General features: G+C 57.2%; 23 protein-coding genes, 2 pseudogenes and 1 riboswitch. Of the genes and pseudogenes, 18 read left to right on the forward strand and 7 right to left on the reverse strand.

Going from position 1 to position 25,987, the window contains the following annotated elements:
• Positions 1-144: 144 nt before the first annotated feature.
• Positions 145-387: a DUF1158 domain-containing protein gene (locus tag F7Q90_RS06930; RefSeq protein WP_006121148.1), complete on the reverse strand. Its 243-nt coding sequence runs from the start codon at positions 385-387 to the stop codon at positions 145-147.
• 304 nt (positions 388-691) lie between these two features.
• Between F7Q90_RS06930 and mntP the strand changes: the two genes are divergently transcribed.
• The 6 genes from mntP to F7Q90_RS06955 all read left to right on the forward strand — a co-directional run bounded on the left by mntP (position 692) and on the right by F7Q90_RS06955 (position 4,943).
• On the forward strand, positions 692-1,264 hold the full coding sequence (mntP, locus tag F7Q90_RS06935; protein ID WP_006121147.1) for a manganese efflux pump MntP: 573 nt from the start codon (positions 692-694) through the stop codon (positions 1,262-1,264).
• A gap of 109 nt (positions 1,265-1,373) precedes the next feature.
• Complete coding sequence (azuC, locus tag F7Q90_RS27815) at positions 1,374-1,451, forward strand: stress response protein AzuC (protein WP_112900613.1); 78 nt, start codon at positions 1,374-1,376, stop codon at positions 1,449-1,451.
• A gap of 253 nt (positions 1,452-1,704) precedes the next feature.
• A complete protein-coding gene (locus F7Q90_RS06945) occupies positions 1,705-2,541 on the forward strand; it encodes a fumarylacetoacetate hydrolase family protein (RefSeq protein ID WP_006121146.1) in 837 nt (278 codons plus the stop codon).
• 71 nt (positions 2,542-2,612) lie between these two features.
• The gene (locus F7Q90_RS06950) at positions 2,613-3,239 is read left to right on the forward strand and encodes an alpha/beta fold hydrolase (RefSeq protein ID WP_237166099.1); all 627 of its coding nucleotides are present in this window, start codon (positions 2,613-2,615) and stop codon (positions 3,237-3,239) included.
• Positions 3,240-3,319: 80 nt separating this feature from the next.
• Positions 3,320-3,565: an alpha/beta fold hydrolase gene (locus F7Q90_RS27065; RefSeq protein WP_237166098.1), complete on the forward strand. Its 246-nt coding sequence runs from the start codon at positions 3,320-3,322 to the stop codon at positions 3,563-3,565.
• The gene (locus F7Q90_RS06955; protein ID WP_006121145.1) at positions 3,558-4,943 is read left to right on the forward strand and encodes a hypothetical protein; all 1,386 of its coding nucleotides are present in this window, start codon (positions 3,558-3,560) and stop codon (positions 4,941-4,943) included. Before F7Q90_RS27065 ends, F7Q90_RS06955 begins: the two co-directional genes overlap by 8 nt.
• A 1-nt stretch (position 4,944) precedes the next feature.
• Here the strand turns inward: F7Q90_RS06955 and F7Q90_RS06960 are convergent, their stop codons facing one another.
• Together F7Q90_RS06960 and F7Q90_RS06965 are read right to left on the reverse strand one after the other, a co-directional pair.
• The gene (locus F7Q90_RS06960; RefSeq protein ID WP_006121144.1) at positions 4,945-6,297 is read right to left on the reverse strand and encodes an MFS transporter; all 1,353 of its coding nucleotides are present in this window, start codon (positions 6,295-6,297) and stop codon (positions 4,945-4,947) included.
• 169 nt (positions 6,298-6,466) lie between these two features.
• Positions 6,467-7,369: a GntR family transcriptional regulator gene (locus tag F7Q90_RS06965; RefSeq protein ID WP_006121143.1), complete on the reverse strand. Its 903-nt coding sequence runs from the start codon at positions 7,367-7,369 to the stop codon at positions 6,467-6,469.
• A 139-nt stretch (positions 7,370-7,508) separates the two neighbouring features.
• On the opposite strand from F7Q90_RS06965, the gene F7Q90_RS06970 reads away from it, so the two are divergent.
• On the forward strand, positions 7,509-8,537 hold the full coding sequence (locus tag F7Q90_RS06970; protein ID WP_006121142.1) for a zinc-binding alcohol dehydrogenase family protein: 1,029 nt from the start codon (positions 7,509-7,511) through the stop codon (positions 8,535-8,537).
• Positions 8,538-8,573: 36 nt separating this feature from the next.
• Here F7Q90_RS06970 and F7Q90_RS06975 read toward each other — a convergent pair whose 3' ends face one another.
• Positions 8,574-9,497 carry a nucleoside hydrolase gene (locus F7Q90_RS06975; RefSeq protein WP_006121141.1) on the reverse strand — a complete coding sequence of 308 codons (924 nt, stop codon included), beginning with the start codon at positions 9,495-9,497 and terminating at the stop codon, positions 8,574-8,576.
• Positions 9,498-9,730: 233 nt separating this feature from the next.
• Positions 9,731-9,807, forward strand: a riboswitch (Fluoride riboswitch).
• Positions 9,808-9,900: 93 nt separating this feature from the next.
• Between F7Q90_RS06975 and crcB the strand changes: the two genes are divergently transcribed.
• Positions 9,901-10,278 (forward strand): fluoride efflux transporter CrcB, encoded by a 378-nt coding sequence (gene crcB, locus F7Q90_RS06980; RefSeq protein ID WP_006121140.1) that lies wholly within the window; start codon positions 9,901-9,903, stop codon positions 10,276-10,278.
• A gap of 23 nt (positions 10,279-10,301) precedes the next feature.
• Here crcB and F7Q90_RS06985 read toward each other — a convergent pair.
• Positions 10,302-10,907, reverse strand: a pseudogene (locus F7Q90_RS06985) (alpha/beta hydrolase).
• A gap of 192 nt (positions 10,908-11,099) precedes the next feature.
• Between F7Q90_RS06985 and F7Q90_RS06990 the strand changes: the two are divergent.
• Positions 11,100-12,224 carry a GNAT family N-acetyltransferase gene (locus F7Q90_RS06990; protein ID WP_006121139.1) on the forward strand — a complete coding sequence of 375 codons (1,125 nt, stop codon included), beginning with the start codon at positions 11,100-11,102 and terminating at the stop codon, positions 12,222-12,224.
• Here the strand turns inward: F7Q90_RS06990 and F7Q90_RS06995 are convergent.
• Positions 12,221-14,053 carry an ABC transporter ATP-binding protein gene (locus tag F7Q90_RS06995; protein WP_006121138.1) on the reverse strand — a complete coding sequence of 611 codons (1,833 nt, stop codon included), beginning with the start codon at positions 14,051-14,053 and terminating at the stop codon, positions 12,221-12,223. The two genes, F7Q90_RS06990 and F7Q90_RS06995, sit on opposite strands and share 4 nt — an antisense overlap.
• A 73-nt stretch (positions 14,054-14,126) precedes the next feature.
• Between F7Q90_RS06995 and F7Q90_RS07000 the strand changes: the two genes are divergently transcribed.
• From F7Q90_RS07000 to F7Q90_RS07030, 8 genes and pseudogenes are all read left to right on the forward strand, one after another.
• Complete coding sequence (locus F7Q90_RS07000) at positions 14,127-14,627, forward strand: GNAT family N-acetyltransferase (RefSeq protein WP_006121137.1); 501 nt, start codon at positions 14,127-14,129, stop codon at positions 14,625-14,627.
• A 159-nt stretch (positions 14,628-14,786) separates the two neighbouring features.
• Positions 14,787-15,953, forward strand: a complete 1,167-nt coding sequence (locus tag F7Q90_RS07005; protein WP_006121136.1) for an HD-GYP domain-containing protein — start codon at positions 14,787-14,789, stop codon at positions 15,951-15,953.
• Between the two features lie 111 nt (positions 15,954-16,064).
• A pseudogene (gene kdpF, locus F7Q90_RS26845) lies at positions 16,065-16,153 on the forward strand (K(+)-transporting ATPase subunit F).
• On the forward strand, positions 16,153-17,835 hold the full coding sequence (gene kdpA / locus F7Q90_RS07010; protein ID WP_006121135.1) for a potassium-transporting ATPase subunit KdpA: 1,683 nt from the start codon (positions 16,153-16,155) through the stop codon (positions 17,833-17,835). Before kdpF ends, kdpA begins: the two are co-directional and overlap by 1 nt.
• A gap of 2 nt (positions 17,836-17,837) precedes the next feature.
• Positions 17,838-19,862 carry a potassium-transporting ATPase subunit KdpB gene (gene kdpB / locus F7Q90_RS07015; RefSeq protein ID WP_006121134.1) on the forward strand — a complete coding sequence of 675 codons (2,025 nt, stop codon included), beginning with the start codon at positions 17,838-17,840 and terminating at the stop codon, positions 19,860-19,862.
• A 10-nt stretch (positions 19,863-19,872) separates the two neighbouring features.
• A complete protein-coding gene (gene kdpC, locus F7Q90_RS07020) occupies positions 19,873-20,442 on the forward strand; it encodes a potassium-transporting ATPase subunit KdpC (protein WP_006121133.1) in 570 nt (189 codons plus the stop codon).
• A 13-nt stretch (positions 20,443-20,455) separates the two neighbouring features.
• On the forward strand, positions 20,456-23,131 hold the full coding sequence (kdpD, locus tag F7Q90_RS07025) for a two-component system sensor histidine kinase KdpD (RefSeq protein WP_006121132.1): 2,676 nt from the start codon (positions 20,456-20,458) through the stop codon (positions 23,129-23,131).
• Between the two features lie 54 nt (positions 23,132-23,185).
• A complete protein-coding gene (locus F7Q90_RS07030) occupies positions 23,186-23,689 on the forward strand; it encodes a TIGR00645 family protein (protein WP_006121131.1) in 504 nt (167 codons plus the stop codon).
• A gap of 60 nt (positions 23,690-23,749) precedes the next feature.
• On the opposite strand, the gene F7Q90_RS07035 is transcribed toward F7Q90_RS07030, so the two are convergent.
• Positions 23,750-24,682 (reverse strand): LysR family transcriptional regulator, encoded by a 933-nt coding sequence (locus tag F7Q90_RS07035; protein ID WP_006121130.1) that lies wholly within the window; start codon positions 24,680-24,682, stop codon positions 23,750-23,752.
• A gap of 94 nt (positions 24,683-24,776) precedes the next feature.
• On the opposite strand from F7Q90_RS07035, the gene F7Q90_RS07040 reads away from it, so the two are divergent.
• Positions 24,777-25,985 (forward strand): MFS transporter, encoded by a 1,209-nt coding sequence (locus F7Q90_RS07040; protein WP_006121129.1) that lies wholly within the window; start codon positions 24,777-24,779, stop codon positions 25,983-25,985.
• Positions 25,986-25,987: the final 2 nt, after the last annotated feature.

Consider the following 25,987-nt stretch of genomic DNA (forward strand, 5'->3'; position numbering starts at 1 on the left):
CCAGCCAGGTGACTGACCGACGGCAAGGAAGCGCGCCGCATCGCTGACGCTTTGCATGATCAAAGGTTCTCCACCGCCAGCCTCTCAGTAATTCAGTCTTTTAAAAAAGAGGGGCAGCAGGCAGATGTCGCCCTGACGGCGTGATTACGCCCGAAACCAGCGGCGCCAGATAAAGCGAATAACAAAAAACTCCAGCGCGCCCAGAAGTAAAAACCACAGGCAAAAGACCACGGTATAAAGCTGAATAGGGTCCTGCAGATGGAACATCTGTTGCAGGTGCTGCGCGACGGCCAGGCTAAACGCGGGAGCGGGAAGCAGAAGGGCAGAGAGAAAGCCCAACAGTAAAATGCCGCCGGGAATGATCAGGGATTCGAAGGGGTTAGTCATGGACAAAAATTCCGTATTTACCAGCCCGCCATTTTCCGGCATTCCGCGGGAAGGTTCAATGACGGACTGTTCAGGGCAGGAAGTCACGCTGTGCATTGCAAAGAAAAGGCTTAAATGACATTAACTTAGAGACATTCATAGCGATTGTTATGAGTTATAGCCTTTGCTATACTTAAATCCCTGATTTTATTGTCTTTTTATAACGATTATTGCGTGATAGACTGCGCGCACTTTTTAATAACCGAGCCATATGTGTGATGAATTCAGCCCGAAATGCTGGCTTTTCATCCCAAGTGAACAAATCATGACCTTTATCGCCACCCTGATTCTTGCTTTTGGAATGTCGATGGACGCATTTGCAGCTGCGCTGGGCAAGGGTGCGACCTTGCATCGCCCGGGCCTGAAAGAAGCCGTGCGCACCGGTCTGATTTTCGGTTGTATCGAAGCCCTGACGCCGCTGATTGGCTGGGCATTGGGTCTTGCTGCCAGCCAGTATGTTGCCGCGTGGGATCACTGGATAGCCTTTTTCCTGCTGGCTTTCCTGGGTGCCCGAATGATGATGGAAGGCTTCCGTAAAACGGCGTCTGAACCGTGCGAAGCGCCGCAAAGCCATGGTTTTATGGTACTGGCGGCGACCGCCGTTGCCACCAGCCTGGATGCGCTGGCGGTTGGCGTGGGGCTGGCCTTCCTTCAGGTTAATATCGTCATCACGGCTCTGACAATCGGGGCCGCCACTACCGTTATGGCTACCACTGGCGTGCTGGTCGGCCGCTTCATTGGGCCTGTGTTAGGTAAATGGGCCGAAGTGCTGGGCGGACTGGTCCTCATCGCCATCGGCTCCACCATCCTCACCGAGCATCTCGGACTGTTTCAGTAACGCCCGCAAAATCGTATTTTGTGATCTGGTTCAAAATTTATTGCTGATTAAAACAGCAGGGGCTATACTTTTCCTGTAGTTATTCAACAAATTTTTAACTGGATGCTGTATGAAACGTTTTTTTAAGTACGTGTTTCACGCGTATGTGGAAACCTTTAAACACGTACCACCCGGTGCGCTGAACTAAGCGCCACGTTTTACCCTCGATAGTCGCGGTCAGGGAATGACCAGTGATTATCACCTCATTTTGTCGTTCTTCTCGCCTGTCTCCGCCTCTCTGTTCAGCCCGCACTGGTCTCGCATTCCGCCTGACATACTGTGATACATCTGGACATCCACTGTGCCAATCGCAGTACGATTTCCGTCATGTTTTTTGCTACTCTGCGCGCCGATTTATTCTCAACACGGGTGGATCGCCCGACATAATAAAAGAGGCAGCAATGCAATTATGCAGTTTTTATCTTCCCGCTCAGGGGAAAAAAAGCGTGGGTATCGTACGGGAACAGGGCGTGATCGATGTCGGGATGCGCCTGGGCAAAGCCTGCCCGGATTTAAAAACCTTTTTGACACGTTCTTCTCTGGCCGATCTTGCCGCCTTTCAGAACATGCCCGTCGATCACGCGTTTTCTGCCGTGCAGTTTCTTCCCGTTATTGAGCAGCCTGGAAAAATTTTCTGCGTAGGAATGAACTACGCAGATAAACGCCAGGAGTTTGCCGCAACGCTGGACGCGCCAACCTTATTTATCCGTTTTGCTGATTCACTGACCGGCCATGAGCAACCGCTGCAAAAACCGCTGACTACCCAGGAATTCGATTACGAGGGTGAGCTGGCGGTGATTATTGGTAAACCGGCGCATCGGGTTAAGGCCGCCGACGCGCTGGACGTCATTGCGGGTTACAGCTGCTTTATGGATGCCACCGTGCGCGACATGCAGTTTACCTGGTTTACCGCCGGGAAAAACTGGCCGCAGACCGGAGGATTTGGCCCCTGGATGACGACTGCGGACGAGATTCCTGATCCCCAACAGTTATCGATTAAAACGCGACTGAACGGTCGTGAAGTGCAAAACGATACCACCGCCAGCATGGTGCATCCGGTCGCCAGCATTATCGAATATATCTCTGCCTTCAGTCCGCTATCACCCGGCGATGTCATTATCACCGGCTCCCCCGGCGGCGTAGGGAAAAAACGGACGCCGCCCCTGTTCATGTTCCGTGGTGACGTGGTGGAAGTCGAGATAGAAAAAATCGGTTGCCTGCGTAACCCTGTCGCCTGACGCAGTGTATTCACTGCCTCTCTGCCGATCCCGTCCTACACTCAATAAGTACCCAGGAACAGGAGCAGCTGATGAGGCGTACCATCCGGTGTAAAAGGCGACAGGGCATAGCCGTGGCCGCAGGGGTTGGTTTAGGTATAGGCGCAGTGCTGTGGGGCGCGAAGCGCTGGCAGCAAATGAAACAAACGCCGCCTGTTTCACCGCGTAGTCACCATGCGGGACTGGCGGGTTACTATCAACAGATCGGTGACTGGCGCATGTTCACCCGCGTGACGCCCGACGCACCTCATGGTTTACCTGTCGTCCTGCTTCACGGTCTGGCGATGTCAGGCCGTTCGATGGAGGCGCTGGCCCTCGCGCTGGGTCGGGACTATCACGTGCTGGTCCCCGACCTGCCCGGCTTTGGCGGTAGCGCGTTGCCCGCATCGGCACCGGTGCTTTCCGTCAGTGAACTGGCCGATATCCTGTGGCAGTGGCTCCAGCACAATGGTTTCCGGCGGGCAATCTGGGTCGGCAGCGCCTTTGGCTGTCAGGTGCTGGCGGCGCTGGCGGATAAACACCCGGACGCCGTGGCCGGACTGGTGCTACAGGGGCCCACAGCCGATCGCCATGCGCGAAGCCTGTTGCGCCAGCTCTGGCGCGGCTGGCGCAACAGCCGACTGGAAGCCCACCGTTCACCTGACCCGCTGACCCGCTGACCCGCTGACCCGCTGACCCGCTGGCCCGCATCGACTGGGCGAAAGCCGGTCTCCCCCGTGTATTTGGCACGCTGCGCGCCATGCTTAACGATCCGATTGAATACCATCTGACGTATCTGACGGCCCCCACATTGTTGCTCCGGGGTTCGCGGGACCCGGTTTGTCCGGCGCGCTGGCTGGATGAGCTGGCGGGGCTGTTACCTCAGTGTGAAAAAATCACCCTGCGCGGCGGTACCCACCGGCTGCACTATGTCTATCCATGGAGCTTCTGCCATGCGATCCGACCCTTTTTGGCCCGTATTCAGCAGGAGAACGCCGATGAGTAAACCGCCGAAGGGCATCGCCCGCTTTGATTCCGCAGCAACCATGCTGCTGGCTCTGGCAAGTGCACTACGCGATGAGCCCCTTACCCGTTCGTCATCGATGCTGGACCGGTTACTGCCTTCACTGGATCGACTACCGAGCCGGTTACGTGAATGGGGCCATGCGATAAGTGGCCAGGCGGACGGAATCAGCCCGAAACAGGCGGGTGAGCTGGATGTGGAAGGCATCGCCGAATGGATGGTGAGTGCCTACCCGCAGCGCGAGTATCCGGCGGCATTTATCGGCGCATCGAACGGTGCGCTGGTCCATCTGGCGGCGGCGATGGGAACGCCCTGGCTACCGCAAACGTTTCTGTGCCCGGTGCGCGTGGAACCCAGCGATCCGGACGATGCCCAGGCCGGATTTGAGCAAGGCAAAGCGGTGGCCGCGGCGCTGCTGGCGACCTGGCCAAGGCTGGCGGTCCATCACAGGCAGGATCCGAGTCAGGACCGGCTGCTGCTCGAAAATATGCAGGCTTTCCGGCTTAAATTACGCGATATGCCACTCGCCTTTAATGAATTTCTGCTGGGAGGATTGCCCGCAGGCGCGACCCTGTTTATCAATCACTGCACGCGCCAGTGGCCGGTCACCCGCACCAGCGACCGTTCGTTTTTCCAGTTTGGCGCACCCGGTGGGGCAACGGAAAGCGAGTATTTGCAGGGCGGCCCCCGCGTTGCGGAATATCTGGCGCGGGCAGGGGTTGATCGGGCGCGCTGGACGCCGCCTGCCATCACCGATCATGTCCCTGAAGCCGAATGGGGGCTGGACGGTTACCTGATCTCTCCTCTGAAAAAACTGGCAGAAGCTCAACGCTGGACGCTGATGGAAATTCGTTATGAGCAACCGGAGGCGCTGAGTTTTGTGGTGGCGGAAATCTACCGTGACTGGTATCTGGCGGCAGGCGTGCTGCCCACCCGGCTTACGGTAGACAGCTTTATATTGCTGGATCCCTGGTGCAGTATGCAGCAACAGGCGATTCCCTTCTGGCTGATGTTCCCCTCTGCCGCCTCGGCAGATGCGCTGCAGCGTTTTCTGGAAAAACAGCCGCCGTTCCGCTACATCGATATGCTGTTGTACTCACAAGGGGCCGACAGCATCGGGCTGGCCGACATCGCCCGCTGGCAGCAGTTGCTTACCTTCGCCAAAGACGAAGGCGCGCTGGTCGGTGTGGATGAAACGCGTTTTCCTCATGATGTCACCAGTGTTTCGCAGTTTGACGCGGCGCTCCGTGAGCGGGCACCGCTGCTGCCTGCGCCGCCGCCGCTCACTGTCGGGACAGCGATCGCCGGTATTCAGCGTTACGGCGCCCGTCATGGCGTGAGCATCAGGGCGCTGACCTGAGTCAGGCTCCGTCGGTGATGGGCTTGCGAACCAGCACCAGATAGGCCAGTGCGCCCATCAGGGTTACGCAGGCACAAATCATCAGCGCCAGGCTGAAGGACTTCGTGGTGTCCAGTATCCAGCCGGTAATCACCGGAGCAAAGGACGCGAAGATAAAGCTGGCGAAGTTTTGAATGCTGCCTACGGAGGCCGTCATGCGCGCGGTCACGTTAGCGTGGATCAGGCCCCAGCATGAGGTCCCCGCAAAGTGAATACAAAACAGGGCCATGCCAATCAGGGTGACGGCGCTGGTGGTCTCAGTGGCGCGCGTGACGAAGGCGGTAAAACCCGCAGACAAAACCATGCCGCTGACAATGCACACCTTACGGGTTTTAACCGCATCCCAGCCGCGTTTCACTAACGCATCCACCACATAGCCGTTGAGCAACATGCCGGCTGCGCCAAACAGGAAAGGAATCGCCGCCAGTAAGCCTGTGCTCTTAAGATCAAGGTGATAGGTCGACTGCAGATAACCCGGCAGCCAGGCAATATACAGCCAGGCGGTGTAGTTAATGCCGCTGAAGCCAATCATCATGCCCCACATGGTGCGCTGCTTAAACAGGCCGCGCCATTCACGAAAGCTGATCGGCGCTTTACGCGATGCCACGCTGCCCGCCTGCAGATAATGGATCTCTTCCGCACTTAAGGTGTTGTTATCACGGTCGCGATAAGTCATGTACCAGCCGATCGCGAGGAAAATCCCTAAAATACCGATAGTCACAAACATGCCGCGCCAGCCCAGCAGCAGCATCATGGCCGCCAGGATCGGCGGCGCCACCGATAATCCGATCATCGAGGCGGCGTTAAACATCCCCATCGGCATCCCGCGATCTTTAATATTGAACCAGTCATTGATGACTTTTACGCCGCATGGATTCATGGGCGCTTCACCCATCCCGAGGCCAATGCGCACCAACACGAACTGAGTAAAGTTATGCACCAGTCCGGACGCGGCCTGGAAAAGTGACCAGATGAACATGCCCACGCCCAGCATAATACGTGGGCCTTTGCGGTCCAGCAGGGCGCCAGCGGGCAGTTGTGCCAGCCCGTAAGCCAGCGAAAATGCCGAGAGCAGCACGCCAATTTCCGTCGCGCTCAGCCCCATCTCCTCACGAATCGTCATATTGGCCACCGACAGCGAGCTGCGATCAAGGTAGTTAATGATGGCGGCAAGCAGCAGCAACAGCATGGCGGTAATCTGAACTTTACGGATGCGCGGCGAGCGCACGATATCACTGCGCAACGGCACAAACGCCTCATCAGGTGCAGCGGCGGCGGGCGAGGTTGAACGATCAATAACCGATCTGTTTTCCATGGCAATCTCCCTGAGCAGGCGATTTATCATTATTGTGAGCATTAAGGATGCCCGACGGCACAGGGCCGCCGGCGCGTTGCGATGAAGAGTAAGGGCGATAAAGCAGAGATGTTGTAAAGTTGTTTCAAAATCGTGCGAGAGCTAATGCTTTGCGGTTTTTAATCGGTTTTTAATTGTACTGATTAATGCTGCGGATCATGGATCGCTTGGCTGTGGCCAGATGACTGTGCAGGGCGCAAAGCGCATCCACATCCCGGCGACCGATTAACGCAGACAAAATCGCCATATGCTCCTCCAGGGCAACGATGTTGCGCTGCTTCAGATCGCTTTCATCCCACTGATAGTGCGAATGGAAAATAACGGAAATAATCTCCAGCGACTGATTAAAGAACGGGTTATTGGCGGCAGACAGAATCAGCGAGTGCAGTTGCTTATCCAGCGCCGCAAAATGGCGATAGTTGCTGGCAATGGTCTCACGCATCGATCGGTGCCGATCCAGTAGATCGCGCGCCTGAATCCAGCGTTCATCGTCCATGGGCAAGTTTAAAAAACGCGTCAGGGCATGGGTTTCCAGCATTTCACGTAGCTCAAACAGCTTTTCCGCATACGTCTGCGAAAACTTTTTCATCTGCCAGTGGCCGCGTTTGACCGGTTCCAGCAGGTTGTAGCGCATAAAATGCAGTAAGAATTCGCGCACGGCCACCGGGCTGACATTGGCCTGCTTTGCCAGTTGCAGCTCGCTGAAGGTATCGCCGGGCTGCAACTGTCGCTGATTGATCAGATCGAAAAAACGCTTTTCAACCAGACTGGCCTGTTGATCAATCGGCGGCATCACCGCGTTCAGGCTGTCCTGCGCCTCCGGCGCGCGCACAATAACCCAGCTGTCTTTGACTTTTTCCAGTACGCCTCGCTCATGCAGATAACTCAGCACATGACGCACGGTCGTGCGGCTGACCGTGAACATTTCGGCCAGGGTGGCCTGCGGTGGTAGCGGTGACTGAACGTGGCCCTGGGCGATGCTTTCCAGCATATGGTTGATGACGTTATGGCGTAAATTTTGGCTGCGGCTCATGCGGGGGCTCCGGTTTTTTATGCATTAAAAACCATTGAAGGCCCAAAAAAGCCGTTCTGGTTCACAAAGTGAGAAGAGGGGAATACGGTGCCGCAGCCAGATTCGCCATAACTGCGCTTTTGATAACCGGAGAGGGGCCATGACCACTATGAAAGCCTTAGTCATCGCAGAACCGCGTTCGCTGGTCTGGGCTACACGCCCTCAACCCCGGCCTGCCGCGACTGAAGCGCTGCTTAAAATCGTCAGCGCAGGCATTTGCGGCACCGACATTCATGCCTGGGCAGGAAACCAACCCTTTTTTAGCTATCCGCGAGTCCTCGGCCATGAACTCTGTGCGGAGGTGGTGGAGACAGGGGCTGCCGTTCACGATTTAGCCGCAGGACAGCGGGTGGCACTGATTCCCTATCTCTCCTGTTTTGAATGCGATGCCTGCCGCAGCGGTAAAACCAACTGCTGCGAAAACATTTCGGTGATGGGTGTTCATCAGGATGGCGGCTTTAGCGACTATCTTTGCGTACCGGCAGCTAACCTGCTGGTGGTGGACGATCTTGCGCCAGAAGCCGCAGCGCTCATTGAGCCTTTTGCCATCAGCGCCCACGCGGTGCGGCGAGCGGCGGTGGCGCAGGGCGAGCAGGTGCTGGTCGTGGGGGCGGGGCCGATCGGCCTGGGGGCTGCCGCCATTGCCGCTGCTAACGGCGCGCAGGTGGTGGTCGCGGATACCAGTGATTACCGCCGTCAGCACGTCAGTCAGCAGTTGGGCCTCTGTGCACTCAATCCGGCTGATGCGGCGTTTATAACCTCACTGCGAAACGAATTTGATGGCAGGCTGCCGTTGAAGGTGCTTGATGCCACAGGCAATCCTGCGGCGATGAACGCGGCCGTAAGCCTGATTCGCCATGGCGGAACAGTCGTGTATGTCGGTCTGCATAAAGGGGATTTGGTGATTCCTGACAGTGAGTTTCACAAGAAGGAGAGCACGATCATGGGTAGCCGTAACGCCACCCGTGAGGATTTTGATCGGGTGCGTGAACTCATGGCGGCCGGGACGTTACGTGCCGATATGATGCTCAACCGGCGTTTCGCGTTTTCGACGCTGGCAGAACACTTTGAGGCGCAGGTCATCAACAATCGTGCGTTAATTAAGGGCGTTATCGATTTTGATCGCTGAAGCCGGAGACAACGGGGTGCGCTGTCTCCGCACGCGCTACGCCGTTCCGGAGAGCGACTGGAAAAAGTGGCGACGCACGGCGTCGGCATCCACGCCCAATGCGATGCGTTGTCGGGGCAAATCGCGAAAAGGGTTGTGACGGGAAGCCAGCGTGCTGATCTGGCGCACCGTCTGACCACAGGCGATGCCTTCGGTAATCACCCGCAGTGGGCTTTCCACCAGCGTAAATGCCTCGGGCAAACAAAGCCAGGATATCGTCAGCGTGTCATGCAACGCCATTCCCGCAAATCCTTCCTTCTCAAGACTGTACGCCAGATAAGGGCGGCAGATCGCCCGCAGGATCGGCTGTTGTAGTTGATCCACCTCATCGCTATTGATCAACACTTTATGGGTAACATCCAGCGGGATCAGAATAATCGGCAAGGCCGAGGACAGGACCTGATCCGCAGCATGAGGATCCTTCCAGATATTAAATTCACTGAACGGTGTCACATTCCCGCTGTGGCCATCGGTACCAAAGGCGCCGCCCATGATGACCAGTTCTTTGACCAGCGGGATAATATCCGGTGCCTGGTTGATGGCGCTGGCGATATTGGTAAGGGGGCCGATTGCCACCAGCGTAATGACGCCGGGATTAGCACGAACGCTGTCGATAATAAACTGCACGGCACCGGGCGCGTCGTCGCTAAACGGATTATCAAACGCATCCCCTAAACCGTCTTCACCATGCAGCCTGGCAGGTGCGCTCGGTTCCCGTGCCAGCGGACGGGCGCAGCCGCGGTACACCGGCACGTCAATCGCCATTTTCTGGCAAAAGAGCCGCGCATTTTTCACCGCCTGGCCCACGGCAACGTTGCCGAATACCGTGGTAATGCCCAGCAGATGTTGCGTCCGCGCGGCATAGGCCAGCGCAAAGGCATCATCCACGCCGATATCAGTATCAAAAATGACAGTGCGCACAGGATTCTCCAGAAAGCGTGAGCGCCTCACCCGGGGCGACAATCGTTGTGTGGGCGCGGCAAGCGTAAAAGCCGTCATTTATTTAAGCGGAAAACGGAAAAAGGGGAAACCTGAATTCTCCCCCCTTTTAAGGCTACCCGCGTCGGGTTTTTAACACTACATGTCAGCCGCACATCACGGGCGCGCGTTCATATGGTCTGAGTTGCCAGTCAGAAAACGGCATCGTATGATTGCCTGCGCAAGGTGATGGCGTTCCACCTTCCCCAACCGCCAGCAGGTTTCCCCTGCGGCTGATGACGCCTGACACTATCCTTTATCCTTTCGTGGGAGCGGGAGCGTCAGGTGCCGGTATTTGCTGACCCTCCACCGTCTTCTGCACAATGCCTGTTAACGGGAGTATAAGATGTTAAAACCGCTATTCGCTGTGATTGTGGGCGGCAGCGTAGGTTGTGTACTGCGTTGGTGGTTCGGTATGCGTTTCAATGCGTTTTTCCCCAATCTTCCACCGGGTACGTTGCTGGTGAATCTGATTGGCGGCTTTGTGATCGGGGGGGCCATGGCCTGGTTTATTAAAAATCCCCAGCTCGATCCCGCCTGGCGGTTACTGATCATTACAGGCTTATGTGGCGGTCTCACCACGTTTTCCACGTTTACCGCAGAGTTAATGACCCTGTTGCAGTCCGGTAAATATCTCTGGGCGATGAGCAGCGCGCTGGTGCATGTCATAGGCTCGTTGCTGATGAGTTTTGCCGGTTTCGCGCTGATTAACCTGTTGGGTTAACGCCGCCGCGAAACCGGATGCCATCAGTCCTGCAGACACTGAGCGATGAAGCTGGCGGCGTGCAGGGCGCCCTCGGCTGAAATCGTGTGGCCAGTCTGCGGCTCAATCAATGCCTCGACCGGAACCGCCGCGGCTTTCAGGCGGGCCGCGGCTGACTCACTTTCGCTGACGGGGATCACCGCATCAGCCCGGCCATGGATCAGCAGGGCTGGCGTATGCGCGAGTGGTGTCAGTGGGCCGTCAAAGGCCAGTCGGCCGGAAAATGCCACCACGCCCGCCAGGGGATAACGGCCAGAGGCCAGTAGATCTAGCGCCATGATCGAGCCCTGAGAAAAGCCCACCAGGATGACCTTCTCCCAGCAATCTGCCATATCATGCTGCGCCATCAGGTCACGCAGAACGCGGTCAAACGCCTCACGAGCTTCGCGAACCCGCCCTGGGCGGTTTTCCGGCGTAATGCCCGCCAGACTGAACCACTGATAGCCCATGCCCTGTTCAAAAGCATAAGGCGCATCCGGTGAGGCAAAGACCACATCGGGTAACAAGGTTGCTCAATAATCGCCGACAGGTGCCAGATCGTCGCCGTTACTGCCTACGCCGTGCAGAAAAATCACCAGTGCTTTTGCCATGCCGGTTCCTGTAAAAGTTGTGTTGTCTGACAGGTATTTGAACAGTTACACCGGTTAACGTCAAAATCAAACTGACCGCCGGGAAGGCCGCCTGTCGTTCAGGAAAAGGCAAACATTACGTGCCGTCTCCCTTTCCCTGTAACGTAAAACCTGCTTGACTGAAACGTCACCGCTTGCCGTCTGGAGTTATGCATGTCGTTGTTTACCCTGAGCACGTTATCCGACATTCCCGCCGCTGAATGGGATGCGCTGCTGCCTGATGATCAGCCTTTTTTGCGCCATGCCTTTTTGCTGAGCCTTGAAGACAGCGGCAGCGTCAGGCCGGAAAGGGGCTGGCAGCCAGCCCATCTGGTCTGGCGTGAGCAGGGTGAACTCTGCGCCGCGCTACCCGGCTACCAAAAAAGCCATTCACAGGGTGAATACGTGTTCGATCACGCCTGGGCCGATGCCTGTCAGCGAGCCGGTATCGCTTACTATCCGAAATGGCTCGGTGCCATTCCCTTCAGCCCGGTAACGGGCGCGCGCGTGCTGGGCAAATCCGATGCCGCTATCCGTCTGCTGTCGAGGCTGCCAGACTGGCTGGAGCGCCAGGCGTTGAGTGGCGCGCATATCAATTTCACCGACTCTCACGCTAACGCGCTGCTGGCGGAACAACCCGACTGGCTGGCGCGGCTGGGCTGCCAGTATCACTGGCACAATCGCGGCTATCGCGACTTCCAGGACTTTCTGGATACGTTGATGTCACGCAAGCGCAAACAGCTGCGCAAGGAACGGGAGCAGGTCGCCCTGAACGGCTTTGAATTTGACTGGTATCGCGGCGATCAACTGCGTGAAGATCAATGGGATTTTGTGTACACCTGCTATGCCAACACGTACGCGGTGCGCGGTCAGCGTCCTTATCTGACGCGTGCCTTTTTTAGCTTACTGGCCGCGCGTCTGCCGGAAAACATTCGCGTCGTCATTGCCCGTTTGCAGCAGCAGCCCGCAGCGATGGCTTTTTACCTTAAAGACGGGGAAAGCCTGTATGGCCGCTACTGGGGCTGCCTTGCGGAATTTAACCAGCTTCACTTCGAAACCTGTTTTTATCAGGGGATGGATTTCGCCATCGCCGAAGGCCTGCAACGCTTCGATGCGGGCGCGCAGGGCGAACACAAGCTGGTGCGTGGTTTCGAACCGCAGATTACCCACTCCTGGCACTACCTGTGTCATCCCGGCCTGCGCGCCGCCGTTGACGATTTTTTGCAGCAGGAGCGGCAGGGCGTTCACCTGTGGGCCGAAGAAGCCAGGGACGCCTTGCCCTACCGACGCGGCGACTAGTCCGCCCCGACAAACCCGCCGGTCTGGTGTTGCCAGAGCCGGGCATACAGGCCATTTTGTGCCAGCAGTTCCTGGTGGCTACCGATTTCGACAATCTGGCCGTGTTCCAGCACCACCAGCCGGTCCATTTTTGCAATGGTGGACAGACGGTGAGCGATGGCAATCACCGTTTTACCCTGCATCAGCGACTCCAGGCTTTCCTGAATCGCCGCTTCCACCTCTGAATCAAGGGCGGAAGTGGCTTCATCCATGATCAGAACCGGCGCGTCTTTCAGCAACACGCGCGCAATGGCTATACGCTGACGCTGCCCGCCAGATAGTTTTACGCCGCGCTCACCGACATGCGCATCCAGCCCCGTCCGGCCCTGGGAATCCGACAGCAGCGGGATAAATTCGTCGGCGCGGGCGCGACGGATAGCCAGTTGCAGTTCTTCCTCGCTGGCATGGGGCCGGCCATAGAGCAGATTTTCGCGGATAGAGCGGTGCAGCAGCGAGGTATCCTGGGTGATCATGCCAATCTGGCTGCGCAGGCTTTCCTGCGTCACCTCGGCAATACACTGACCGTCAATCAGGATGCGCCCGCCGTTCAGGTCGTAAAGACGCAACAGCAGATTGACCAGCGTTGATTTTCCGGCACCGGAAGGTCCAATCAGGCCAATCTTTTCTCCCGGTTTAATGGTCAGGTTCAGGCCATTAATCACCTGCCGCTCGCCACCATAGTTAAAACGGATGTTGTCGAAGCGAATCTCCCCCTGCGTCACCCTGAGCTGTTTCGCCTGGGGCGCATCCTGCACGCTAAGCGGTTGGGAAATGGTGTTCAGTCCGTCCTGCACCATGCCGATATTTTCAAAAATGCCGTTCACCACCCACATCACCCAACCGGACATATTAACCAGACGGATAACCAGGCCGGTCGCCAGGGCAATGGCACCGACGCTAATCAGCGATGCGCTCCACAGCCACAGCGCCAGGCCGGACGTGGCGACAATCAGAACGCCGTTCAGCGTCGACAGCGTCAAATCCATGCTGGTTACCATGCGGTTAGCCTGCTGCGTTTTGTCTGTCTGCTCCTGAATCGCCTCACGTGCGTACTGCCGCTCCAGGTCGCTATGGGCGAACAGCTTGATGGTAGCGATATTGGTGTAACCATCCACAATCGTGCCCATGAGTTTCGAGCGCGCTTCTGAGGACACCACGGAACGGGCCTTTACGCGCGGCACAAAATAGCGCAGCGCCGCGCTGTAAAGCACAATCCAGATAATGAGCGGAATCATCAAACGCCAGTCCGCTTCGGCGAACAGCACCAGCGCCGTCGCGGCGTAGATCAGCACATGCCAGATGGCATCGACCAACTGCACCGCAGAATCGCGGAGCGAGTTGCCGGTTTGCAAAATGCGCTGCGCAATCCGGCCCGCAAAATCGTTCTGGAAAAAATTCATGCTCTGACGCAGAACGTAGTTGTGGTGCTGCCAGCGAATCATGCTGGTCATGCCGGGATTAATGCTCTGGTGAACCAGCATATCGTGCAGCGCAATAAACACCGGCCGCAGTATCAGGGCGACGCAGCCCATCCAGAGTAAGGTTGGCCAGTTATCGTGGAACAGCGTAGCCGGGGTGGAATGGTTAACCAGATCAATGATGCGGCTCAGATAACTGAACAGCGCCACCTCAATGAGCGCGCCCACCAGCCCCACCACCAGCAGTGCGGCGAAGCTCGGCCACACCTGGCGCAGGTAGTAAAAATAAAAAGGCCAGACCCGTGAGGGCGGCATATCGGTGGGGGCATCCTGAAAAATATTGATAAAACGTTCGAAACGACGATACAACATACAGTTACTCTTTCCGTTCGATAAGAATTACAGCTTAGTGCATGTGTACGCCCGATTAAAAAAAGGATTCTCTATGGATATCACTCTGCGCGGCCGTGAACCACATGATGCAGCGGCTTACCAACGTCTTTACGGCCATCCGGCGGTTTTCCCCTGGACGCTGCAATTGCCGTTTCCCAGCGTCGCCACCTGGGAAAAGAAATTCGCAAAAATGGATGCCGAGGGCTTCATCAATTTTGTTGCCGAAGTAGACGGCGAAATGGTTGGTGAGCTGACCTTGTTTACAAATCATAATCCGCGTACGCGTCACTGCATCAGCTTCGGCATCGGTGTCAATCCGGCGTTCTCAGGGCGCGGCATTGGCGAGCTGTTGATCCGCACGGCAATGGATTATGCACGTAACTGGCTGGGCATCACCCGCATGGAGCTTGAGGTGTTTCATGACAATCATCGGGCGCTGGCGCTGTATGAAAGGCTGGGTTTTGAGCGCGAAGGGGTGCGTCGTCAGGCATCCTTACGTGAAGGTAAACTTCATGATGTGGTGATGATGGCCAAACTGCTCAACGTGGCGTAACGACCGCGCATTGCCCGTTTTTGCGCGCGGCGTTAAGGTCAAAAGTCGCGCAACATGTTTAAACGTTGTTCTGTGCCACAGTTCGCACAAAATGCCCTGCATAAAACCCATCGCCTGCCGATATGACGGTATCACCCACTGATGCTCTGGAGGGCGATTGTGATAAAACTAATAACGATCGACGAACTGAAAACGGGCATGTTCGTCCTCAAACTTGAGGTCTGGTGGTTTAAAGACAAACGTATTCGTAATCAGATGCTGATCACCGATCCGCAGCAGGTTGCGATGTTCCGTCGTGAAGGTATTCAGCGGTTATGGATTGATGAAGAGAAATCGATTTCATCACCACCTCCTGAGCCAGTCCATACCGCACCCTGCCAGCAGGCTCCCTTTACGCAGGAACGTGAACAGGCACAGCAGCTGTTTGAACAAGGCAAAATCAAGGTCTTGGCGCTGTTTAACGAAGCGCGAATGGGTTGCGGCCTCGATCTGAGCAGTATGATTGATATTGTGGATAAAATAGCCGGTTCGATTGAGCGCGAGCCCAGCGCACTTCTGCGCGTGGCACAACTGAAAGATCACGATAATTACACCTACCTGCACTCCATGGCGGTCTGCGGCTTGATGATCGCTCTGGGTAAAAAGCTCGGCCTGGATGCGCATCAACTTCAGCGCGTTGGCATGGGAGGGTTGTTACATGACATTGGCAAAGCGGCCGTACCGCTCAGTATCCTGAATAAACCGGATAAGCTGAGCGACGACGAGTTTGCCATCATGTGCGAGCATCCGATAGCGGGTGCACAGATGCTGATGGAAGCGAACGCAGGGGATGACCTGGTCGATATTGCCCTGCATCATCATGAAAAATATGACGGCAGCGGTTATCCCTACCGCCATAAAGGCCATGAGATTAGCGTCTATTCCCGTATGGCCACCATTTGTGATGTGTACGATGCCCTGACCTCAACGCGTCCTTACCGCGAGGGCTGGACACCCGCACAAGCTTTACAGTCGATGCTGGCCTGGCGCGGGCATTTTGACACAACGCTGCTGCATGCGTTCGTTACGACAATCGGTCTGTATCCGGTGGGGTCGCTGGTGCGGCTGGCATCGGGACGTATTGCACTGGTGGTCAAGGCGGGCGAACAATCGCTTCAGAAGCCGCGCGTACATGTTTTCTGGTCGTTGCACGCTAAGCGCCCCGTCAGACCAGAAGTGGTCGATCTGGGGGACAGTTTTTGCACGGACAGCATTGTCTGCTCGGAGAGTCTCGCGGCCTGGCCAACGATCGACCTCAACCGGGTCTGGTTGCTGGACGTTGCCTGAGCCAACGTCGCCATTTTTATACCTTTTTTACAGCGTGCCAGTGCTTTTTAACCCTTTCTTTATGTGACTCAGCGCAAGCTATTCAGCAAATCCAAACCTCTGGAGGTTGCTGTGAGTGCAGGCGTGATAACCGGCATTGTGCTGGTTGTGTTGTTGCTGGCTATTTAGTGTATGCCCTGTTGAATGCGGAGGCCTTCTGATGGCGGCCAATGCATTTTTACTGATCGCGGTGTATCTGCTGGTGCTGATGGTGTTGGCACAGCCGCTGGGACGTGGTCTGGCAGCGCTGGTGGCGGACAAACCCCTTTTTACCCGTGCCGAAGCGCTGTTTTGGCGCGTCGCCGGGGTACAGCAAGGCGATATGCGCTGGCCGCAATACCTGCTGGCCATTGTGCTGTTCAACCTGTTCGGCCTGATCCTCCTGCTGGCTATACTGCTGCTTCAGGACAAGCTCCCGCTCAATCCACAACATTTTCCGGCCTTGAGCTGGGATCTGGCGCTTAACACCGCGATTAGCTTCGTCACTAACACCAACTGGCAAGCTTATTCAGGCGAAAGCACCCTGAGCTATTTCAGCCAGATGGTGGGCCTGACCGTGCAGAACTTTTTCTCTGCCGCGACCGGTATCGCTGTCGCCTTTGCCCTGATTCGGGGCTTTGCGAATCGCTCGATTGCAACCCTGGGTAACGCCTGGCGCGATCTGACGCGCGTGACGCTTTACGTGTTATTGCCCGTCAGTCTGCTGATGGCGCTGTTTTTTGTCAGCCAGGGCAGCATTCAGAACGTCCTGCCTTATCAGACGATTACCGGCCTGGATGGGGCGCAGCAAACGCTGGCAATGGGCCCGGTGGCCTCGCAGGAAGCCATCAAAATGCTGGGCACCAACGGCGGCGGCTTTTTTAACGCGAACTCTGCTCACCCGTTTGAAAACCCCACCGCGCTGACCAACTTCGTGCAGATGCTCAGTATCTTCCTGATACCGGCCGCGCTGTGCTTTGCCTTTGGCGAATGTGTGAAAGACCGTCGTCAGGGCAACATGCTGCTGTGGTCAATGACGCTGATGTTTGTTGTGGCGGCGGCCTTCGTGATGTGGGCTGAAGTGAACGGGAATCCGCACTTCCTGACGCTGGGCGCGGACAGTGCCATCAATATGGAAGGAAAAGAAACGCGCTTTGGCATTCTCAATTCCAGCCTGTTTGCGGTTATCACGACCGCCGCGTCCTGTGGTGCGGTGAATGCGATGCATGACTCGTTCACGGCCCTGGGCGGCATGGTACCTATGTTGCTGATGCAACTGGGCGAAGTGATCTTCGGCGGTGTCGGTGCGGGCCTGTATGGGATGTTGCTGTTCGTGTTGCTGGCGGTGTTTATCGCCGGACTGATGATTGGCCGTACTCCCGAGTTTCTCGGCAAAAAAATCGAAGTCTGGGAAATGAAAATGACCGCCCTCGCCATTCTGGTGACGCCCGCTCTGGTGCTGATCGGTACAGCCATCGCCATGATGACCGACGCTGGCCGGGCCGGTATGGCTAACCCAGGCACCCACGGCTTCAGTGAAGTGTTATACGCCGTATCGTCGGCCGCCAACAACAACGGCAGTGCCTTTGCAGGTCTGAGCGCGAACACGCCGTTCTGGAACGTTTTGCTGGCCATCTGCATGTTCCTGGGGCGCTTTGGCATCATCCTGCCGGTAATGGCGATTGCCGGTTCTATGGCCGGTAAAAAAATTCAGCCGGTCGGTAACGGGACGCTGCCAACGCATGGTCCGCTGTTTATCGCGTTGTTGGTGGGCACCGTCCTGCTGGTGGGTGCACTGATCTTTATCCCCGCTCTGGCTCTGGGTCCGGTAGCCGAGCATCTGCAACTTATTCAGGGACATTAATCATGAGTCGTCAACAACAGGTGTTTGACGCAGCGCTCTTGCGCACTTCAGCAATCGATGCCGTGAAAAAACTCGAGCCACGCGTTCAGTTTCGTAATCCGGTGATGTTTGTCGTCTACCTGGGCAGTCTCCTGACCACGGTACTGGCGGTGCTGATGTCTACTGGCTATCAGACCGGCAGCGCCAGTTTTACCGGCGCGGTGTCTGTCTGGCTGTGGTTTACCGTGCTGTTTGCGAACATGGCAGAAGCGCTGGCCGAAGGGCGCAGTAAAGCCCAGGCGAACAGCCTGAAAGGCGTCAAAAAAACCAGCTTTGCGAAAAAACTGTCGGCTGCGCATTACGGAGCAAAATGGCAGCAGATTGCGGCCGATGAGCTGCGCAAAGGGGATGCGGTATTAGTGGAAGCGGGTGACGTTATCCCGTGCGATGGTGAGGTGGTCGAAGGGGGCGCATCGGTTGATGAAAGTGCCATCACCGGGGAATCCGCGCCGGTGATTCGTGAATCGGGCGGTGACTTTGCCTCGGTAACCGGCGGGACGCGTATTCTGTCCGACTGGCTGGTCATCACCTGCAGTGCAAACCCCGGCGAAACCTTCCTGGATCGCATGATCGCGATGGTGGAAGGCGCACAGCGCCGTAAAACGCCCAACGAAATCGCCCTGACGATTGTGTTTCTGTTAGCTACCGTCACGCTGTGGCCGTTCTCCGCCTGGGGCGGTACGCCGGTGACCATCACCGTGCTGGTTGCGTTACTGGTGTGCCTGATCCCTACCACGATTGGTGGTTTACTCTCCGCCATCGGCGTTGCGGGGATGAGCCGAATGCTGGGGGCAAACGTGATTGCCACCAGTGGTCGTGCTGTCGAAGCGGCCGGGGATGTGGACGTGCTGATGCTGGACAAAACCGGCACCATCACACTGGGTAACCGCCAGGCGACCCAGTTTTTACCGGCCCCCGGTGTCACAGAAGAACAGCTTGCCGATGCCGCGCAGTTGGCCTCGCTGGCGGATGAAACGCCGGAAGGTCGCAGTATCGTGGTCCTGGCGAAGCAAAAATTTAATCTGCGTGAGCGGGACCTGAGCAGCATGGGAGCCAGTTTTATTCCCTTCTCAGCCGAGACGCGCATGAGCGGTGTGAACGTGCAGAACCGCCTGATTCGTAAAGGGGCGGTCGATGCGGTGCGCCGTCATATTGAAGCCAGTCACGGTGCGTTCCCGGCAGAAGTAAACGCCCGGGTAGAAGAGGTTGCCCGGGCGGGCGGCACTCCGCTGGTGGTCGCTGAAGGCCCGAAAGTGCTGGGCGTGGTCGCGCTGAAAGATATCGTCAAGGGCGGGATCAAAGAGCGCTTTGCCGAACTGCGCAAAATGGGCATTAAAACCGTGATGATTACCGGTGATAACCCGCTGACCGCCGCCGCGATTGCAGCCGAAGCGGGCGTGGATGACTTTTTGTCGGAAGCGACACCCGAAGCCAAACTGGCGCTGATCCGTCAGTATCAGGCCGAAGGCCGCCTGGTGGCGATGACCGGCGACGGCACCAACGATGCGCCTGCGCTGGCGCAGGCCGATGTCGCGGTCGCGATGAACTCGGGGACGCAGGCCGCAAAAGAGGCAGGCAACATGGTCGATCTGGATTCCAACCCGACCAAGCTGCTGGAAGTGGTCCATATCGGTAAACAGATGTTGATGACGCGCGGATCGTTAACCACGTTCAGTATCGCCAACGACGTAGCCAAATACTTCGCCATTATTCCGGCGGCGTTTGCGGCTACGTATCCTCAGCTCAATATGCTCAACGTGATGGAGCTGCACTCACCGTCCTCCGCGATTCTGTCGGCAGTGATTTTTAATGCCCTGCTAATCGTCTTCCTGATTCCGCTGGCCTTAAAAGGCGTGAGCTACCGGCCATTAAGCGCCGCATCACTGCTGCGCCGTAATTTGCTGATTTATGGATTAGGTGGACTGCTGGTGCCGTTTATCGGTATCAAAGCGATCGATATGTTGCTTGTGCTGTTTGGTATGGCCTGAGGAGAATAAAATGAGTCAGTTACGTCCGGCAATTTTTCTGCTGCTGCTGCTAACGGTTGTATGTGGCGTAGTTTATCCTTTGCTCACGACCGGGTTGGCGCAGTGGCTGTTTCCTTGGCAGGCTAACGGATCGCTGTTAAAGGTAGAAGGTGAAGAACGGGGCTCTGCACTGATTGGGCAGGCTTTTAGCCAGCCTGGCGAGTTTTGGGGCCGTCCTTCTGCCACCGGCGACAAACCGTATAATCCCCTGGCATCCAGTGGCAGTAACCTGGCCGCGAGTAATCCGGCACTCGACAAAGCGGTGGCTGAACGCGTTGCCGCGTTACGTGCAGCCAATCCGCAGGCCAATGGGCCGGTGCCGGTGGATCTGGTGACCAGTTCAGCCAGTGGGCTTGATCCAGAGATTTCGCCACAGGCAGCGCTGTGGCAGGCACCGCGCGTGGCGGCGGCCCGTCAGTTGCCGCTGGCGAAAGTGGATGCGCTGGTGGACAGCCTGACCCAACGTCCGCTGCTCCCATTTATCGGCGAACCCACGGTGAATGTGCTGCAACTCAATCTGGCGCTGAACGATCTTAAATAAGTAAAAGGACGCTATGAATCACGAACCGCTGCGCCCCGATCCGGATGCGCTGTTACAGGCCAACAGTGACAGCCATCGCGGTAAGCTCAAGATCTATTTTGGTGCCTGTGCGGGGGTAGGGAAAACCTACGCCATGCTGCAGGAGGCGCAGCGGCTCCGTGCCCAGGGACTCGACGTGCTGGTCGGCGTGGTGGAAACCCACGAGCGGCCGGAAACGGCCCAGCTTCTTAACGGACTGGTGGTGCTGCCGCGTCGCGCTACCGGCCGATCCCGCCATGCTGAATTCGATCTGGATGCCGCGCTGGCACGTCATCCGGCGGTCATCCTGATGGATGAACTGGCTCATACCAACGTGAAAGGCTCGCGACATCCCAAACGCTGGCAGGATATTGAAGAACTGCTGGATGCGGGCATCGATGTGCTGACCACAGTGAACGTTCAGCACCTGGAAAGCCTGAATGATGTGGTCGGCGGCGTTACCGGCATTCAGGTGCGTGAAACCGTACCAGACCCGTTTTTTGACAGCGCCGATGAAGTGGTGCTGGTGGATCTGCCGCCTGACGATCTCCGGCAACGTCTGAAAGAGGGCAAGGTCTACATTGGCGATCGCGCCGAGCGGGCCATCGAAAATTTCTTCCGCAAAGGCAACCTGTTTGCGCTTCGTGAGCTGGCACTGCGCCGCACGGCCGATCGGGTAGACGACCAGATGCGCGCCTGGCGCGACAGCCAGGGACGGGACAAGGTCTGGCACACGCGCGACGCGATTTTGCTCTGTATCGGAGACGATACGGGCAGCGAGAAACTGGTTCGTACGGCGGCACGGCTGGCCGCCCGGCTCGGCAGCGAATGGCATGCTGTCTATGTTGAAACGCCGCGCCTCAAGCGCTTACCGGAGGCCCGTCGCCGGGCCATTTTGCGGACGCTCAAACTGGCGCAGGAGATGGGCGCGGAAACGGCAACGCTCTCCGATCCCGACGACGCTCAGGCGGTGCTGCGCTACGCGCGGGAACACGATCTGGGCAAGATTGTGACCGGACGGCGTCCCGTGCGGCGCTGGCGACGCGACAGTTTTGCTGAGCGGCTGGGGCAACTGGGCCCGGATCTGGATTTGCTGGTAGTGGCACTCAATGAGCCCATGCAGGATGCGCCGCATCCTTTAGCCAGCGACCGGGTTAACAGCGACAAATGGCGCATGCAGTTGCGCGGCGTCATGATGGCGCTGGTGCTGTGTATTCTGGTCACCGCCGCCGGACAATCGGTGCTGATCAGCTTTGATCCGGCCAACTGCGTGATGATCTACCTGCTGGCAGTGGTGATCGTGGCCCTGCGTTATGGCCGATGGCCATCCGTGATCGCCACAGTCATCAACATCATTGCCTTTGATCTGTTTTTTGTGGCACCGAAAGGCACGATTGCCGTCTCCGATTTACAGTACCTGGTGACCTTTGGCGTAATGCTGGCGGTCGGCGTGATCGTGGGTAACCTGACGGCGGGCGTGCGCTACCAGGCGCGCGTCGCCCGTTATCGCGAACAGCGCACCCGGCAACTGTATGAAATGGCTAAATCGTTGGGCAGCGGTCTGACACCCGAGGATATCGCGGCCACCAGTCAGCGCGTGCTCGACGCCACATTGCAGGCCCGATCCCTGCTGCTGCTGCCGGATGAGCAGGGCGAGCTGCAAACCCTGGGCAACGCGCTGCCGGGAAATGAACCGCACTGGGCTATCGCCAAATGGAGCTACAGCAAAGGCCAGCCAGCCGGCGCAGGCACAGACACGTTACCGGCCGTGCCCTACCAGATTCTGCCGCTGAAGGTAGGAGAATCCTGTCGCGGGCTGCTGGTCGTCGAGCCAGAAAACGTGCGCCAGCTGATGATTCCCGAACAGCAGCGGCTGTTAGAAACCTTCACCGTCCTGATTGCGAACGCGCTGGAACGTCTGGCGCTGTCGCAGAGTGAAGCGGCTTCGCGGCTGGCCGCCGAGCGTGAACAGTTACGCAATGCCCTGTTGTCGGCGCTGTCTCACGATTTACGCACGCCCTTAACCGTGCTGTTTGGTCAGGCGGAAATGCTGATGCTCGACCTGGCCAGTGATAATTCAAAGTATGTGCCCCAGGCCAGCCAGATTCGCGAACAGACCCTGAGCACGATTCGTCTGGTCAGCAATATGCTGGATATGGCGCGTATTCAGTCCGGCGGTCTGAATTTACGGGAAGAGTGGCTGGCTCTCGAAGAGGTGATCGGCGGGGCGCTCAGTAGCATGGCACCGTCGCTGAAAGGAAAGGCGGTCGAACTCGATCTGCCTGCGGATATCGTCCTGATTAAGGGAGACAGCACCTTGCTGGAGCGGGTGTTTACCAACCTGATCGAAAACAGCCTCAAATACGCCGGTAACTGCGCGCCGCGCGGGATCCGCGCCTGGTGTGATCATGCCCGCCTGGAAATTACCGTCTGGGATGGCGGTCCGGGCATCGCGGAACAGGACATGACCCGTATTTTTGATAAGTTTTCGCGTGGCGACAAAGAGTCGGCCGTGCCTGGCGTCGGACTAGGACTGGCCATTTGTAAAACCATCATTGAGAGTCACGGCGGTCAGATCTGGGCGGAAAATCGCCCGGAAGGTGGGGCCTGTTTCCGCCTTTCTTTACCCTTGCCGCCCGCACCTGAAATTTCTCCTGAAGGGCTGAAATAACTTCACAGATGATCGGTTATAATGCGCGACTTTACTGCTTATGACTGGGAAATTATGGAACGTTTTACCGAAAACCTGATGTATGCATCGCGCTGGCTGTTGGCTCCCGTTTACATTGGACTTTCGCTGGGATTACTGGCACTGACCATCAAATTTTTCCAGGAAATTGTTCACCTGTTGCCCAATATTTTTAGCATTGCAGAAAACGATCTGATCCTGCTGTTGCTGTCACTGGTGGACATGACGCTGGTCGGCGGGCTGCTCGTGATGGTGATGCTGTCTGGCTATGAAAACTTTGTCTCCAAACTCGATATTGATGAGGGCAAAGAGAAGCTGAGCTGGCTGGGTAAGATGGATTCCGGCTCGCTGAAAAACAAAGTGGCGGCGTCGATTGTGGCTATCTCCTCCATCCACCTGCTGCGGGTGTTTATGGACGCGCGCAATGTCGAAAACGATAAGCTGATGTGGTACGTGATCATCCATCTGACCTTCGTTTTGTCGGCCTTTGTGATGGGCTGGCTGGACAGCATGTCGCGGGCAGAGAAGAAAAACGTGTAACCGACGGCACGCGTTATCCGCGCCGGCGACTGACGTCGCTTTTCCCGCGAGATGCCGGCGTCAGCCTGACGCCGGCCGTGCCCCCGCCAGATGAGGCAACACCGCCTTGATCATGGCAAAAAACGCAGTCAGCCGGGCAGGATAATAGCTTGCCCAGGGATAGGTCAGCCATACCGGTAACGCCGGAGCCTGCCATTCCGGCATGAGCTGGACCAGCCTGCCCTCTGCTAAATCCTCTTGTATCACCCACGACGAGACGATGGCGGCCCCCAGGCCCGCCAGCGCGGCTTTGCGTACCGCATAGAGGCTGTCGCTGCTTAAAACAGGGGCGATCGGCAGATTCACCGGTTCACCTTTGTCCTGATGCTGTAACGCGATTTCGTTACGGTAGAAGCTGGTTAACGCGAGCCAGGGCAACGCGCCCAGCTGTTCGACCCGGGTGATCGGTGCATGCTGCCGGAGCAGTTCAGGGGCCGCGACAACAATGCGCGGCACTTCAGCCAGCAGCACCGCCACGACCGAAGGATCGGTAGGCGCGCCGACCTGAATGGCGCAGTCAACGTTCTCGGCCACAAAATCGGGTGTTCTGTCGTTCAGCATCCACTCTATGCGTAAACGGGGATAGCGGCGCATAAAGTCCACCAGCGGGGCGACCAGTTGATCCTGACCAAATGCATGCGGTGCGCGTACCCGCAGTGTCCCGACGGGATCGCTGCCTGCGCCGGTTAAATCGTCTTCCAGCGCATGCCAGGTGGCGAGCAGTTGCCGTGCCTGTGCATAACAGCGTTCGCCATCATCGGTGAGCTTGAGCGCGTGCGTCGTGCGCAGTATCAGTTTCACGCCGAGCCCGTGCTCAAGCGCCTGCAACCGACGGCTGATAGTGGGCTGCGTTGTGCCAAGTTGCACTGCGGCGGCAGACAAACTGCCGCTTTCGACAATGCGAATAAAGGTATGCATCAATGCGATACGATCGTTATTGCTGAAATTGCTCATGCGCCCCACGTATAACCGTTTTGTTTTTTATCAGTCTACCGCGTATGCCAAAAACAGGCTTTACTTGCCACACGCTTTTTTCGAGGATTTCACTATGACAGTGGTACATAACCTGAACCGGCATTCAACTGAGCGCCTGCCTGCGCCCCTTGTTTTTACGTTAGCAACCGGTGCGGGTCTGAGCGTGGCATCGATTTATTACAGTCAGCCCATGCTCGACATCATCAGCAAGCAGTTCCAGATAAGCGTCGGCAGCGTCGGTATGGTGCCCATGTTAACCCAGGCGGGTTATGCGCTGGGGATCCTGCTGCTGGCCCCGCTCGGCGATCGTCACGATCGTCGCACCATTATTTTAATCAAAGGGTTACTGCTAGTCATGGCGCTTCTGCTGTGCGGCTTTTCCGGTGGCATCAGCGCACTGCTTATCGCCAGTTTTATCACCGGCCTGACGGCGACCGTGGCGCAGGACATTGTTCCGGCGTCGGCCGCGCTCGCCCCGGTGGCCAGCCGGGATAAAACGGTTGGCACGGTGATGACGGGTTTACTGGTCGGCATTTTATTATCCCGTGTCGTTAGCGGTGTGGTGGCGGAGTATTTTGGCTGGCGCACCATGTACATGATTGCGGCTGTGGCCGTGTTGCTGATCAGCCTGACGCTGTGGCGCGTACTGCCGCGCTTTACGCCGGGTACGTCGGTAAGCTATCCCCGCCTGCTGTTGTCACTGGTGCACTTATGGCGTGCGCATCAAACCCTGCGGCGTGCGGCGCTGGCACAGGGACTGCTCTCCGTGAGTTTTAGTGCGTTCTGGTCAACGCTGGCGATCATGCTTAGCGACCGCTTCCATTTTGACAGTGCCATTGCCGGTGCTTTTGGTCTGGCAGGGGCGGCAGGCGCGCTGGCGGCTCCGCTGGCCGGGAACGTGGCGGATCGTATTGGCCCGGCGCGTGTCACCCAGTTTGGTGCCGGTCTGGTGACGCTCTCTTTCGCGCTGATGTTTTTACTGCCTTTCCTGCCGCTGTCTGCTCAACTGGCCGTCATTATTATCAGCACAATAGGTTTTGACTTAGGCGTACAGGCGACCCTGGTGGCCCATCAGACATTGATTTACGGTCTGGTTCCCGAGGCGCGTAGCCGGCTAAATGCCCTGCTGTTTAACGTGGTGTTTATCGGTATGGCCAGCGGGGCGGCACTGGGTAGCCTGGCGTTGGCGCACTGGGGCTGGAATGGCGTTGTCGTGTTATCCACCGTTGCCGCCGCTCTCAGCCTGTTGATCCGCCTCGCCAGTCGTCACCTCAGGGACTGATT

Origin of the sequence: Pantoea stewartii subsp. stewartii (genome assembly GCF_008801695.1) — a bacterium.
GTDB classification, from domain to species: Bacteria; Pseudomonadota; Gammaproteobacteria; order Enterobacterales; family Enterobacteriaceae; genus Pantoea; species Pantoea stewartii.

Excerpts from the sequence above, each read along its gene's own strand:
- F7Q90_RS27065 (WP_237166098.1), top strand. The coding sequence starts at position 3,320 with ATGCTTAACGATCCGATTGAATACCATCTGACGTATCTGACGGCCCCC.
- kdpA (WP_006121135.1), top strand. The coding sequence starts at position 16,153 with ATGGCGGCCAATGCATTTTTACTGATCGCGGTGTATCTGCTGGTGCTG.
- crcB (WP_006121140.1), top strand. The coding sequence starts at position 9,901 with ATGTTAAAACCGCTATTCGCTGTGATTGTGGGCGGCAGCGTAGGTTGT.
- kdpD (WP_006121132.1), top strand. The coding sequence starts at position 20,456 with ATGAATCACGAACCGCTGCGCCCCGATCCGGATGCGCTGTTACAGGCC.
- F7Q90_RS07030 (WP_006121131.1), top strand. The coding sequence starts at position 23,186 with ATGGAACGTTTTACCGAAAACCTGATGTATGCATCGCGCTGGCTGTTG.
- F7Q90_RS06990 (WP_006121139.1), top strand. The coding sequence starts at position 11,100 with ATGTCGTTGTTTACCCTGAGCACGTTATCCGACATTCCCGCCGCTGAA.
- F7Q90_RS07000 (WP_006121137.1), top strand. The coding sequence starts at position 14,127 with ATGGATATCACTCTGCGCGGCCGTGAACCACATGATGCAGCGGCTTAC.
- F7Q90_RS06960 (WP_006121144.1), bottom strand. The coding sequence starts at position 6,297 with ATGGAAAACAGATCGGTTATTGATCGTTCAACCTCGCCCGCCGCCGCT.
- F7Q90_RS06950 (WP_237166099.1), top strand. The coding sequence starts at position 2,613 with ATGAGGCGTACCATCCGGTGTAAAAGGCGACAGGGCATAGCCGTGGCC.
- F7Q90_RS06955 (WP_006121145.1), top strand. The coding sequence starts at position 3,558 with ATGAGTAAACCGCCGAAGGGCATCGCCCGCTTTGATTCCGCAGCAACC.
- F7Q90_RS06970 (WP_006121142.1), top strand. The coding sequence starts at position 7,509 with ATGACCACTATGAAAGCCTTAGTCATCGCAGAACCGCGTTCGCTGGTC.
- F7Q90_RS06930 (WP_006121148.1), bottom strand. The coding sequence starts at position 387 with ATGACTAACCCCTTCGAATCCCTGATCATTCCCGGCGGCATTTTACTG.
- F7Q90_RS06945 (WP_006121146.1), top strand. The coding sequence starts at position 1,705 with ATGCAATTATGCAGTTTTTATCTTCCCGCTCAGGGGAAAAAAAGCGTG.
- mntP (WP_006121147.1), top strand. The coding sequence starts at position 692 with ATGACCTTTATCGCCACCCTGATTCTTGCTTTTGGAATGTCGATGGAC.
- F7Q90_RS06995 (WP_006121138.1), bottom strand. The coding sequence starts at position 14,053 with ATGTTGTATCGTCGTTTCGAACGTTTTATCAATATTTTTCAGGATGCC.
- kdpB (WP_006121134.1), top strand. The coding sequence starts at position 17,838 with ATGAGTCGTCAACAACAGGTGTTTGACGCAGCGCTCTTGCGCACTTCA.
- azuC (WP_112900613.1), top strand. The coding sequence starts at position 1,374 with ATGAAACGTTTTTTTAAGTACGTGTTTCACGCGTATGTGGAAACCTTT.
- kdpC (WP_006121133.1), top strand. The coding sequence starts at position 19,873 with ATGAGTCAGTTACGTCCGGCAATTTTTCTGCTGCTGCTGCTAACGGTT.
- F7Q90_RS06965 (WP_006121143.1), bottom strand. The coding sequence starts at position 7,369 with ATGAGCCGCAGCCAAAATTTACGCCATAACGTCATCAACCATATGCTG.
- F7Q90_RS07035 (WP_006121130.1), bottom strand. The coding sequence starts at position 24,682 with ATGAGCAATTTCAGCAATAACGATCGTATCGCATTGATGCATACCTTT.
- F7Q90_RS07040 (WP_006121129.1), top strand. The coding sequence starts at position 24,777 with ATGACAGTGGTACATAACCTGAACCGGCATTCAACTGAGCGCCTGCCT.